Source organism: Rhodococcus sp. K11/5, assembly GCF_055193735.1.
The window spans coordinates 2,329,027-2,341,585 of sequence record NZ_CM143721.1 but is presented as its reverse complement, the minus strand read 5'-3'; the positions used below and the strand labels follow the sequence as shown (position 1 = coordinate 2,341,585).

General features: G+C 69.1%; 11 protein-coding genes. 7 read left to right on the top strand and 4 right to left on the bottom strand.

Translation table 11 applies throughout. From position 1 onward, the window contains the following. Positions 1-5 precede the first annotated feature (5 nt). Positions 6-245 (bottom strand): DUF5703 family protein, encoded by a 240-nt coding sequence (locus ACY466_RS11060; RefSeq protein ID WP_463245453.1) that lies wholly within the window; start codon positions 243-245, stop codon positions 6-8. 99 nt (positions 246-344) lie between these two features. Beyond that, positions 345-1,349 carry a YncE family protein gene (locus tag ACY466_RS11055; RefSeq protein ID WP_463245452.1) on the bottom strand — a complete coding sequence of 335 codons (1,005 nt, stop codon included), beginning with the start codon at positions 1,347-1,349 and terminating at the stop codon, positions 345-347. 147 nt (positions 1,350-1,496) lie between these two features. Between ACY466_RS11055 and ACY466_RS11050 the strand changes: the two genes are divergently transcribed. Then, on the top strand, positions 1,497-1,862 hold the full coding sequence (locus ACY466_RS11050) for a hypothetical protein (RefSeq protein WP_463245451.1): 366 nt from the start codon (positions 1,497-1,499) through the stop codon (positions 1,860-1,862). A gap of 20 nt (positions 1,863-1,882) precedes the next feature. On the opposite strand, the gene ACY466_RS11045 is transcribed toward ACY466_RS11050, so the two are convergent. Then, positions 1,883-2,812, bottom strand: coding sequence for an aldo/keto reductase (locus tag ACY466_RS11045; protein WP_463245450.1), 930 nt, complete (start codon positions 2,810-2,812; stop codon positions 1,883-1,885). A 164-nt stretch (positions 2,813-2,976) separates the two neighbouring features. Between ACY466_RS11045 and ACY466_RS11040 the strand changes: the two genes are divergently transcribed. The 6 genes from ACY466_RS11040 to ACY466_RS11015 all read left to right on the top strand — a co-directional run bounded on the left by ACY466_RS11040 (position 2,977) and on the right by ACY466_RS11015 (position 8,327). Further along, positions 2,977-3,822 (top strand): undecaprenyl-diphosphate phosphatase, encoded by an 846-nt coding sequence (locus tag ACY466_RS11040; RefSeq protein WP_463252229.1) that lies wholly within the window; start codon positions 2,977-2,979, stop codon positions 3,820-3,822. A gap of 9 nt (positions 3,823-3,831) precedes the next feature. Continuing rightward, a complete protein-coding gene (locus tag ACY466_RS11035; protein WP_463245449.1) occupies positions 3,832-4,551 on the top strand; it encodes a histidine phosphatase family protein in 720 nt (239 codons plus the stop codon). An 81-nt stretch (positions 4,552-4,632) separates the two neighbouring features. Further along, complete coding sequence (locus tag ACY466_RS11030) at positions 4,633-5,229, top strand: DUF3090 domain-containing protein (RefSeq protein ID WP_463245448.1); 597 nt, start codon at positions 4,633-4,635, stop codon at positions 5,227-5,229. A gap of 20 nt (positions 5,230-5,249) precedes the next feature. Further along, entirely contained in the window at positions 5,250-6,053 is an 804-nt protein-coding gene (locus tag ACY466_RS11025; protein WP_463245447.1) for an SCO1664 family protein, read from the top strand. Between the two features lie 24 nt (positions 6,054-6,077). Beyond that, complete coding sequence (gene mshC / locus ACY466_RS11020; RefSeq protein ID WP_463245446.1) at positions 6,078-7,319, top strand: cysteine--1-D-myo-inosityl 2-amino-2-deoxy-alpha-D-glucopyranoside ligase; 1,242 nt, start codon at positions 6,078-6,080, stop codon at positions 7,317-7,319. A gap of 201 nt (positions 7,320-7,520) precedes the next feature. Continuing rightward, a complete protein-coding gene (locus tag ACY466_RS11015) occupies positions 7,521-8,327 on the top strand; it encodes a DUF559 domain-containing protein (protein ID WP_463245445.1) in 807 nt (268 codons plus the stop codon). Positions 8,328-8,418: 91 nt separating this feature from the next. Here the strand turns inward: ACY466_RS11015 and ACY466_RS11010 are convergent, their stop codons facing one another. Then, positions 8,419-12,555, bottom strand: coding sequence for a TIGR02680 family protein (locus ACY466_RS11010; RefSeq protein ID WP_463245444.1), 4,137 nt, complete (start codon positions 12,553-12,555; stop codon positions 8,419-8,421). Between the last annotated feature and the right edge of the window lie 4 nt (positions 12,556-12,559).

Sequence of the window (12,559 nt, the reverse complement as noted above, 5' to 3'; positions counted from 1 at the left end):
TCTTCTCACAGTCCCGGCTGCGGGACGTGCTGGGCAGTGCGACGGCGCTTGAGCAACACGCGACGGCTCCCGTCGGTGTAGAGCCGGACCCGCGAGAGTTCCCATCCTCCGTACTCCGCGGAGATCGCCAGTCGCATGGAAGCACTCACCCGCGTGACGTCGGGAGGCAGCTTGATGGGGACGTACTCCCAGTCGTCCGTGGTGCTCTCCCAGCCGACGGGCAGCGCCCGGTTGGATCGTGTCATCGACGAAACCTCGTTCCCCAGCGTCGGAGTCTCAGAATGCTCGGTGCTTCGGAGTGCTCGGTACTTCAGAGTGCTCGGTACTTCAGAGTGCTCGGTACTTCAGCGGGTCGGGAGGACCTGAACACCCTCACCGACCGTCGAGCCTACGAAAAGTGTGCCCGACTGCGAGTCGACGGCGAGAGTATCGGGCTGCCGCACCGTGGCGAACCGTTCCGTCTCCACCGGAATTCCGGAGGCGATGTCGAAGCCGACGACCTCGTTGGTGGCGGTCGTGGTCACCCACACCGTGCCGTCCGTGTCGTCGCACGCCACCGCGAACGGCGAGCCCTCGACGGGGAACCGCTGCCGCAGGAGGAGGTCGTCGGTGGCGAGAATCAGGACCTCGTTGTCGGTGGTGTCCGCCACGACGATCGCGCCGTTGGCGCAGTCGGTGATGTTCGTCGCTCCGTCCCCGGCACGCAGGGCGGGCCCGAGCCGCTCGGAGTCGACCGAGATGGAGGTCACCGACGTCTGCGCGGTGTCGAGTGCGACGAGTTCGTCGCCGGTCACCGACAGTCCGTCGACCGCTGCGAATCCGCCGATGGTCTGCGTCTCGGTTCCGTCGGCGTCGAAAATGCGCACGAAACCGGTCGGGGTTCCCACGGCGAGTCCGTCCCGGTAGGGCCGTACCGAGGCCGCACCTCCGTCGACGGCGAGATCTCGCGTGTCGCCGGTGGCGGCGTCCACGATCGTGATCCCGGCCGCCGTCGTCACCAGCACCTCGCCGTCGACACCGTCCTGGACGGACGTGCCGGGCTCGGCGAGCTCCACGCGCCGAGCTTCGCCGGACGTCGGCGTGAGGAGCAGCTCGGATCCCGCGTCGACCAGGGTGGCGAGGTGACCGGACGCGGAATCGTAGGCCAGCGCGGTGACCGCGACCGCGCCGCCGTAGCGCTCGTCGGCGACCGTCCCGGCGGGCGGGGTGGTCGTCTGGGGGGAGACCGCGGCCGTCTCCGGTTCGCGGGTGTTGAGGCTGCTCGAGTCGTCGTCACTCGAACACCCCGCTGTGACACCGATCACGGCCGCGAGCGAAGCAACCACCCAGCGGGTACCAGTGCGTGACATCTTCTACTCTTTTCGGTCGGCGTGGGAACGACAGGACCCATCTGACCACCCCGCACCGTCGAATCATCTGTGGGGGAGGTGTGATCGTGTCGCCCGCCACGATCCGTACGGTCCATCACAGCCGAACCACTCGTCAGGAGAGACGCCGTGAACGTCGAATTCGACCCTGGCCGCGCCACCGCACCGATCCCCGGATTCGGGGTCGAGGACGTCACGGCCGGCGCGCACGCCCACGGTTTCGGGTCCACCGGTGACGGCCGCAACTTCGCGTTCCGAGTACGCGGAAAAGTGCTGCACGTGGACATCTATCGGGCCGACTCGGCCGACGTACCGGACGCCATGGACGTGGAGGCGACCGCGGACGCCGACGTCACCGACGTCGATCTCGCGGACGAACGGTCCGTCGTCGCGGCCGTCCGTGACGCCGTGACCGGCGCGCTCGCCGGGCCGAGCGACTCCGGGGCTCTGCGATCACTGCTCGGTCGACTCGGTCAGGCCATCGACCCGACCTGAGCCCTCGTGCATGCGAGCGGTCAGGAGCTGACGTCGTCCAGCGCCGCCGCGATGGCCGCCGGCAGCTCGATGTCCTCGGCGGCCAGCACGCCCGTCAGCTGACCGATCGCGCGCGTACCGACCACCACGGACGCCACCCCCGGCCGATCTCGAGCCCACGCCAGGGCGACGGCCAGGGGGGAGGTGCCGAGGCCGTCGGCCGCGGTCAGCACGGCCTCCACCACCTTGCCGCCCTCGTCACCGAGGTATTCCGTCACGCCGCCGATGCGAGCATCGTCGGCACCCCGAGAATCGGCAGGGATGCCGTCTCGATACTTTCCGGTCAGCACGCCCCCGGCCAGCGGTGACACGGCCAACAGGCCGACACCGTGGTGCGCGGCGGCGGGGAGAAGTTCCTCCTCCACCCGCCGAGCCAGTAGTGAGTACTCGGCCTGGGCGGCGACGATGCCGGACAGGCCCGCCGCCGTGGCCACCTGCCATCCCAGATGCCCGCGGACGCCGACGTAGCGCACTCGGCCGGATTGCACCGCATGGTCCATCGTTTCGGCGATCTCGTCGACGGGAGTGCGTGGATCCCAGCCACCGGGGCTCCAGAGGTCGAGATGGTCGGTGCCGAGCTCACGCAGAGTCCGATCGAGCCGGTTCAACAGGGTGCGCCGCGAGCAGTCGATCGTGCGGACATCTCCGTCGTCGGTGCGGTCGACTCCTGCGTCGACACTGAGCACCAGGTCCTCGCGCGGCACCACATCGTCGATCAGCTCGGCGAGCAAGCGGAGAGCGCGGCCGTCGCCGTACGACGGCGAGGTGTCCACCAACGTGCCGCCGGCCTCGGCGAACGCCGACAGTTGCGCGGCAGCGTCGTCACCGTCGACGGCGCGGCCCCATTCGGCCGTACCCAGACCCACTCTCGAGACGCGCAGTCCGCTGGCGCCGACCGTTCTCTGCTTCATGACGAGGTGACTTCCGTTTCGCTCGTGATCCGATCGCCCGGGGCATTCCCGGACGGTGTTCGAGCCACGACCCTAGTACGGTCGATCCTCGTGACTGCCACCGCGACGCGAGCACGAGAACCCCTGTCCGCCGTCTTCGGGCTTCCGTCGGGAGACCCGTCGTGATCACCGAATCCATGAGCTGGATCCAGGCCATCGTGCTCGGCGCCGTGCAGGGACTCACCGAGTTCCTCCCGATCTCGTCGTCGGGCCACCTGCGCATCGTGTCCGAGGTGTTCTACGGAGCCGACGCCGGTGCGTCGTTCACCGCGGTCACGCAGCTGGGCACGGAGGCCGCGGTACTTCTCTTCTTCGCACGGGACATCGGTCGGATCGCGACCGCGTGGTTCCGCGGGCTGTTCGACTCGTCGAAGCGGAGCAACCTCGATTACCGCATGGGGTGGTACGTGATCGTCGCGACCATCCCGATCGGCATCCTCGGCTTCTTCTTCCGGGACGAGATCCGCACGGGAGCGCGCAACCTGTGGATCGTTGCGACCATGCTGATCGTGTTCGCGCTGGTCATCGCCCTGGCCGAGAAGGTCGGCCGCAAGCGCCGACCCATCGAGAAGCTCACCACCAAGGACGGCATCCTCATGGGGCTCGCGCAGTGCCTGGCCCTCGTTCCGGGGGTCTCGCGGTCCGGAGCCACCGCGAGTGCGGGTCTGTTCCTCGGCCTCACCCGCGAGGCCGCGGTGCGATTCTCGTTCCTGCTCGCCATTCCCGCCGTGACCGCGTCGGGCCTGTTCTCCCTTCCCGACGCGTTCGCGCCCGCGGGCGAGGGCCTGCAGGCGTCGGGCCCGCAGTTGTTCGTCGCGACGCTGGTGGCGTTCGTGCTCGGTTACGCGTCGATCGCATGGTTGCTGAAGTTCGTCGCCAACCATTCGCTGTACTGGTTCGTGGGGTACCGCATCATCCTCGGCACCGCCGTGCTGATCCTGCTGGCGACCGGTGTCGTGGCCGCCTCCTAGGGTGGAGTCATGACCGTCATCCTGCTGCGCCACGGGCGCTCGACGTCCAACACGGCCGGCACTCTCGCCGGTCGCTCCGAGGGAGTCGATCTCGACGACCACGGACGCGAGCAGGCCGAGCGCGTCGTGAACCGGCTGGACGGCCTGCGCATCGACGCGATCGTGCGGTCACCGCTGCAACGATGCGGTCAGACGGTGGCCCCGCTCGCGGCCGCGCACGGACTCGAACCGGTGATCGAGGACCGCATCGTCGAGGTCGACTACGGCGACTGGACGGGCAAGTTGCTGAAGGATCTGGTGGGCGAGCCGTTGTGGAAGGTGGTCCAGCAGCACCCCTCGGCCGCGGTGTTTCCCGGCGGCGAAGGCCTCGCCGAGGTGCAGGCGCGAGCCGTCCGGGCCATCCGCGACCACGATCGGCGCCTCGCGGCGGAATTCGGTCGTGACGCGGTGTGGGTCGCGTGCTCGCACGGAGACGTCATCAAGTCCGTTCTGGCGGACGCGCTCGGCTCGCACCTCGACGAGTTCCAGCGCATCGTCGTCGACCCGGCGTCCATCAGCATCGTCCGCTACACCGAGACCCGTCCCTTCGTGCATCGGGTGGGTGACCTGGGCGGCGACCTGACCGCATTCGTTCCGAAGCCCGAGTCCGAAGCGTCGGACACCGCCGAGACGTCCGACGGCGGCGCGTCGGAATCGGACGCCGTGCCCGGTGGTTCCACAGGGAAGTAGACAATGCGCGGATAATGGGTATCACCACCCGCCCGCTCCCGCTCGACTACCGGCCCGATGTCATTTCATGGAGGTGCATGCATGTCCCGCGCGATCCACGTTTTTCGCACCCCCGACCGCTTCGTCGCCGGAACGGTCGGTGAGCCCGGCGACCGCTCCTTCTTTCTCCAGGCCGTCCACGACGCCAGGGTGGTGTCGGTGGCACTCGAGAAGCAGCAGGTCCAGGTCCTCGCCGACCGTGTCGGACTGCTTCTCGACGAGGTCGCCCGGCGTTTCGGCACCGACGTTCCGCCGGAGGAGACCGAGACCCACGACCTCGACCCGTTGGTGACTCCGGTCGACGCCGAATTCCGGGTCGGCACCATGGGCCTCGGCTGGGACGCGGATGCAGGCGCCGTGGTGGTCGAACTGTTGGCCATCACCGAGACCGAGGTGGACGAGTCGGTGGTGCTCGACGACACCGACGAGGGCCCGGACGCGGTGCGGGTGTTCCTCAGCCCCGAGCAGGCTCGCGAGTTCGCCGCTCGCAGCGAACGAGTGATCGCGGCGGGGCGTCCGCCGTGCCCGCTGTGCGGTGAGCCGTTGGCCCCCGGAGGACACATGTGCGTGCGAACCAACGGGTATCGCCGCGGTGAGATCCTGGGCGCCGACACCGACGAGTTCGGAGACGAGTCCTGACGTCGCCGGAGGGCTCGGCGGTGAGCGACGCGGACCTTCTCGCCACCGGTGAACTGACGATCGTCGGCCGGGTCATGCAGGCCAGCAACGCAACGCTGGTGTGCGAGATCCCGCGTCCGGATGCGGAGGACGCGCTCCGGTGCGTCTACAAGCCGGTGCGTGGCGAGCAGCCTCTGTGGGACTTCCCCTACGGCACACTCGCCGGGCGCGAGATCTCGTCGTACCTGGTGTCGGAAGCTCTCGGGTGGAGCGTGATTCCGACGACCGTGTTGCGCGACGGCCCACTCGGCCCCGGGATGGTTCAGCGATGGATCGACACCGTCGAGCGTCGTCCCGAGCGAGGCGAGGGTATCGATCTGGTGGACCTGTGTCGTCCCGATCTGGTGCCGAGTCGCTACATACCGGTCCTGCGGGCGTACGACGACGCCGGCGACGAGGTCGCGTTGGTTCACGCGGACGACCCACGGTTACGCCGAATGGCCGTTCTGGACGTCGTCATCAACAACGCCGACCGCAAGGGCGGGCACGTGCTCGAAGGGTTGGACGGCAACGTCTACGGGGTCGATCACGGCATCGCGATGCACACCGAGGACAAGCTCCGGACCGTTCTGTGGGGGTGGTCGGGTCGGACCATCGACGCCGATCTGGTCGCAGATCTCGAACGCCTCGGAGAAGCCCTCGAGGGCGACTTCGCGGACACGCTGGCGCCGCACCTGACCGAGGACGAGATCCTCGCGCTCGCCGTCCGGGTGGCCGTGCTGGTGGCGGAGCCGGTGATGCCGGCCCCCAACTCGCACCGGCCGATCCCGTGGCCGGCGTTCTGACCGGCACCGGATAGGCTGCGGGCCATGCAGTCCTGGTCCGAAGTCGCCGTCCCCACAGTTCCCGGCGAGGGCCCCCCGCTCCGCTTGTTCGACACCGCCGATCGGGCGGTGCGACCGGTGACGCCCGGGTCGATCGCCACCATGTACGTCTGCGGCATCACCCCGTACGACGCGACCCACCTCGGCCACGCCGCGACCTACCTCGCGTTCGATCTCGTCAATCGCATCCTGCGGGACGCCGGACACGAGGTGCACTACGTGCAGAACGTCACCGACGTCGACGATCCGCTGTTCGAACGCGCGGCCCGCGACGGGGAGGACTGGGTGAGCCTGGGCAACCGGGAGACCGACCTCTTCCGCTCCGACATGACGCACCTGCGCGTGATCCCTCCGCGGGACTACATCGGTGCGGTCGAGTCCGTGTCCGAGGTCGTCGAACTGGTGGAGAAGTTGGTGGCGTCCGGCGCCGCGTACGTCGTGGACGACGCGCAGTACCCCGACGTCTATTTCCGGGTCGACGCGACCGAGCAGTTCGGGTACGAGTCGGGCTACGACCGCGCCACGATGGAGCGGTTCTTCGCCGAGCGCGGAGGCGATCCCGATCGCGCGGGCAAGCGCGATCCGCTCGACGCCCTGGTCTGGAAGGCCGAGCGCCCCGGCGAACCGTCGTGGCCGTCTCCCTTCGGACCCGGACGGCCGGGCTGGCACATCGAGTGTGCGGCCATCGCGATGAACCGCATCGGATCGGCGTTCGACATCCAGGGTGGAGGCAGCGACCTGATCTTCCCGCATCACGAGTTCTCCGCCGCGCACGCCGAGTCCATCACCGGCGCGGAGCGATTCGCCCGGCATTACGTGCACACCGGCATGATCGGCCTGGACGGCGAGAAGATGTCGAAGTCGTTGGGCAATCTGGTCCTCGTGTCCAACCTGGTGGCCGAGGGTGTGGATCCCGGCGCCATCCGGCTCGGGCTCTTCGCCGGCCACTACCGCCAGGACCGCCCCTGGACCGACGAGGTGCTCACGACCGCGCAGGAGCGGATCGCGCAGTGGAGCAAGGCCGTTGCCCTGGATGCGGCCCAGTCCGCCGATGACACGGTGGCCCGAGTTCGCCAACACCTCGCGGACGACCTCGACACGGCCAAGGCGCTCGACGCGATCGACGCGTGGGCGCGGGACGCGCTGACCCTCGGCGGCCGCGACTCCGGCGCGCCGGGGCTCGTGGCCGATGCGGTCGACGCCTTGCTGGGCGTCTCGCTGCGCTGAGTCGCTCGGGCCCCCGACGACATTTCTGCTCCCCTTGTCGCCTCCGCGCGCGGGATCCCGCCCGACCGGGTCGGAACGGGAGCAAAATGTCGTTGTCCCCGGGTAGTCCGGTCATCCACAGGTTTGTCGTCGTCGCAGGTCGGTGTCGACGCCGCATCGTCGACACGGCTCATAGTTCGCTTCGTGGCGATGGACCGAGTGATGACGCGTGCGCAGCTGCTGGCTTCCGGGGTGTCGGTCGGTGGCATCCGCCGACTCCACCGGATTCTGCCCGCCGTGTACTCGCAACCCGATCCGTCGTGGATGGACAGGTGTCGCGCCGTCACTCTGTGGCAACCGACCGCTGTTCTCAGCCACCGAACCGCAGCGCGCCTGTACGGCTGGATCGACGAACCCGAGGGAGTCGATGCAACCGTGGCACCCGCAGCGCGACACCGACCGCCGCCCTGGCTCACTCTGCACCGCCGACGCCTCGACGACTGCGACGAGGTCCTCGGTTTGCCCGTCGTGACTCGTGAACAGGCGCTCCTCGATTGTGTCGCGGTGATGGACGCCGATGCCGCTGCACGACTCGTCGACGAACGGTTGGGGTGGGAGATGGACCCGGACCGTATTCGGATGCTCGTCGCACGGTCTCCGAACAGGCGGGGTAACCGTGCCATGATCGAGCAACTTCGCGGCGCCGCGGTGGGGTTCGCTTCGGAACCCGAGCGTCTGCTGGACCGGGCAATGATCGCGCGTGGTCTGCGGATGCAGGTCAATGCCCGGGTCGGGAGCTACGTGGTCGATTTCCACGACGAGGGCGCCCGGCTGGTGGTGGAGGTCGACGGCCGAGCATTCCACAGCGAGCCGGAGGTGTTCCGCCGTGACCGTGCGCGGCAGAACCGGCTGGTCCTCGCCGGGTATCGGGTGCTGAGATACGCGGCCTACGACGTGCTGGCCGATGCGGATGCGGTGGCGTCGGAGATCGTCACCGAAGTCCGTCGGCGTCGGCACGCCCGCCGATGACACGACATTTCTGCTCCCTTCGTCGCGTCCGCGCGCGGGATCCCGCCACATTCGAGCGAAATCGGAGCAGAAATGCACCCGGCGACCACCGTCAGGTGAAGTCGAGTCCACCCTCGGCGGCTGTCGGCACCCGTCTGCGCAACGGTGACCCCAGCGCCGCCGCGAGGTCGGTGCCGTCGTGCTCGGCGAGCAGTTCGCCGTCGTCCCACACCAGAAGCGCTGCGCTGACGGTGTTCTCGGCGGTGGAGTGCGCGAGATCGTAGTGCGCGCATCCGGGTACGCCGGCGTACGTGATCCACAGGTCGTACCCGGTCATGAACAGGTCCAGGTCGAATTGCACACTGAGACCCAACAATTCGCTGCGACCGTTGTCGTCGACGCCCGCGAACGCCTCGTCGAGGGCGAGCAACCTGGGGGAGTGCGGATCGGCCGACGACAACATCACGTGCGCCGCCGCGAACAGCGGGAGGTGCAGCGAGACCGACTGCTCGCCGCCGGACAACGCGCTGTGCCGAGCAACGGTGAGCCGTTCCTCGGAGCCGTCGCCGCCGATGAGGGAGAACGAGAACACGCGCCACTGCCGGTAATCGAGCGTGGTGGAAAGGATCTCGGGATAGGAACGCTCGGGGTGCGCTGCGCGCGCGCTGCGGATCTGGGCGGCGAAGTGGGCGCGCATGGTGGCGAGATCGTCCGGACCCAGAGCCGACGCATCTCGATCGAGCAGCTTCGAGACCGCGCGGGCGTCGTCGTCGAGCGCGTCCGCGAGCACCCAGTGCACGCCGATCGTGCTGCCCGAGGACATCCGCCGTTCCTTCATCTCCGACCCCATCATGGCGATCAGCTCCCGAGCATCGACGGTGCGTTCGTGGATCTGCTGCGCCAGCCCGGTGAGCAGCGCGTCCTCGAGGATGCGCCGCTCCGCGTCGGTGAGCAACGTTTCCTGATCGCGTCGCGCGGCGTCGATGGACACCGCGAAATCCGCGACCGTCGAGTACCCTTGCTCGTCCTGCACGCGAACCACCGTGACGCCGTCCGCTGCGTCCCAACTCAGCCGGAAATCCTGTCCCGACGCGGCGAGCTGCGCGTCGAATTCCTGGAGGGCACCGGTCAACGCGCTCCGGGTGGACTTGCGTGCGGCGTCACCGGCCTTGACGGATTCCGTCGCGGCGCTCAGTTCGTCGAACAGGCGGTGTACCTCCGCGGGCAGCACCTGCGGGGTGTCATCGGGTCCATCGGCCGCTTCGATGCGATAGAGCAACTGGTCCACGGTCGACCAGGCCGCATCGCTCGCGGGCCACGTGCAGTCGGGTGACGCGCCGAGCACCGCGAGCAGATCGCGGTGGGCGTAGGGCGCGAGAGAACTCGCGTCGGAGATGGTCTCGGTGAGTGCTGCGGTCAGCTCCGCGAGCGCCGCCCGGTGGCTGCCCTCGGCCTCACCGATGTCCTCGCCCGCCTTCGCCGCGGCCTTGCGTGCGGCGGTCTGCTCCTTCTTTCCCACCTCGATGCGGGTCCGCACGGTTGCGAGTTCCGCGTCGATCCGTTCGGCACTCGCGCCGAGCGACTCGCGAAGCATCGTCAGCTTCCCGAGCTGCTGCTCGTATCCGGATTCCGCGATCGCCGCTTCCTCGGCGAACTCCTCGGCGTTGCCGCGTGCCTCGTCGAGCCGCCCCGCAGCCTCGCGTTCGCGTTCGGCCGCGCGATCGACGTCCGCACGGTGTCGCACGATCGCGGACCCCATGTTCTCGAAGTGTCGAATCGATGCGGCCAGAGCGTCGAGCTCGCGAGGCCGATGCGGCGCTCGGTGTGCCATCGCCTCGGAGCGCAACGTGCGCTCGGCGGTGGAGAGCTCGGCGACGGCGTGATCGAGATCGCGATTCGCGGCGGCGACGGAGTCGGTCGTCGACCGGAGGGCACCGGCTGCGTCGACCACGGCGCGCAGAGCCGCGGTGATGGCCGACGTTCGCGGGAGCGCACCGATCGCGGTACGAATTGCGGCGATCCGAGCGTCGATCTCGCCGCCACGGTCGATCAGGGTTTCCACCGTGCGCTGCTGCTGCGCCGTCGCCTCGTCGAGTTCGGTCAGACGGTGCGCTCGACGCCGAGCGCGCGCCGTGGCTCCGATGTACTCGGCGGCGGCCTTCGTGTGCACGCCTCGCTGGACGCCCTGACGGAACCGGCCGTCGACGCCGACGGACACCTCGGCGTCCACGTCGAGTTCGATGGACGCGAGGATGTCGCGCACGAGGGCGGGAGCGACGGGCACATCGTCCTCGACCACGAGAACGTCGGCGAGTGTGCGGCCCTCCGGACGGGTCGGGCTCGGTACGAGGTACAGCTCGGACGTCGCGTCGTGCGGGACGGTGTCGGCCACCCAGCCGTCGAGCACGTTCGCCGCCGCGAGAGCGGCCTCGAGGCCGGCGGCGTCCGCGTCGGACACCGAGTCGGCGAATCGAACGAGGCGCCACAGCGGTGCCCCGCCCCGCCCGGTCCGATCCCCGGTCCTGGCCGCGAAGGCGGGCGGGGCGTCGTCCCGCTCGGCGGCGACGGTGCGCCGCTCCGCGGTCAGCTCGGAGATTCGCACCCGCGCGGCGTCGGCATCACGCGACGCGTCCTGGCGTTCTGCACGCAATTCGTCGAGCGGTTCGCGCACGGCCTCGGCGACCACGTCGCCCAGTGTCGGTGCGTCGTCCTCGCCGATGCCGGCCAACGCAGCGTGGAGCGAGTCGGACAATCCGGGAACGGGTAGATGTTCGGAGTGTTCGGTCCACCACGACCGGAGCGCAACGGCGGTGGTGGCCCGCGCCGCCGCGGCACCGGTCTCGGCTTCGTGCACGGCCGCGACGGCACGGTCGTGGAGTTCACGAGCTCGCACGGCGGATCGCTCCGTGCGGGTGCGCTCGACAGCCGCGCGATCCACGACGGCAACCGCCGCGCGCACGGCGCGCACGTCGGAGTCGCGTTCCTCGGCGTGGCCGCGAACGGCTGCGGAGATCTGATTCACGCGCGCATCGGTGGGCAGCACCGTCCAGGCGATGCCCGCGTCGTCGGCGGCTGCCGCGAGCTCGTCCTCGGCCCGCGAGATGGTCGCCCTGGCGTCGCGGGCGTCCGCGGTCGCGTCGTCGAACTCTCGCGTGCGCGCGTCGACGGCCTCGGTGGCCTTGCGGGCTTTCTCCCCCTGCTGTTGCGTGGAGATCTCGAGCCTGCGAACGGCGTCGGCGAGGTCGTCGAGCTGCTGCTTCCCCTCGTAGGCCGTCGACCGCTGGAGGGTCTGCTGATCGGTCACGGCGAGGTCGAGATCGCGTTCGGCGGCCTCGAACCGCTCCTCGGCGGCACTTCGCTCCGCACGTCGGCGCTCACGTAACTGCCGGGATGCGAACAGAGCGACCGTGGCGTGATCCACCGACGTCAGTCGCCGCGTGACGCGCTCGATGTCCGTCTTGGCCTGCACGGCGAGATAGCGCGAATAGACGCCGACGAAGGTCTTGGCGGCGCGGTCGGCCTGCACCAGCCCGTCCAGGGCGCGCCCGACTTCCTCCATGTCGCTGAACGATCGCGCCGCGTCGAGCACGAGATGCTCGTCGAGGGGCCGCAAGCCGTCCGAGAGGGCGCGCGAGAGTCCCTTGGGGTCCAAGTTCTTCGCGAGCTGCGGTCGCCGCAGGGTCAGGATGAGATTGATGAGCTGGTCGTAGCGTTCGGCGCCGAGTCCGAACAGCCGGGCGTCGATCGCGGCTCGGTAGTCGATGGGGCGGTCGACGATGGCGTCGGTGCCGAGTTGTTCCGCCAGTTGCTTCTTGGTCAACGGCCGATCGTCCGGGCCGAGCAGCGAGAAATCGACTCCCACCCGTCCGTCGGCGACGAAATACCACCGGGTGACCTTGTCCGACGAGCGAGTCGCCCGCATGCCGATGCCGACCGTCACGGACTCGGGGTCGTCCCGGTCACCTCGACCGAACTCCATCCACACGTACGAGTGCGCCGAATCCTGGCCCCGGTAGAGCAGATTCGACTTCATCGTGCGCTCTTCACCGGCGAAGGGATTGAGTCGCCGCGGCTCGATGCGGCCGTCGAGGACGAACGGGAACAGAACCTCGAGGGCCTTGGTCTTCCCGGAACCGTTCGGTCCGCGTAGGACCAGTCGCCCGTCGGCGAAGGAGAACTCCTGGTCGCGGTAGTCCCACAGGTTGACGATGCCCGCCCTGATGGGACGGAAACGGGTGCTGCGGGTCATGACT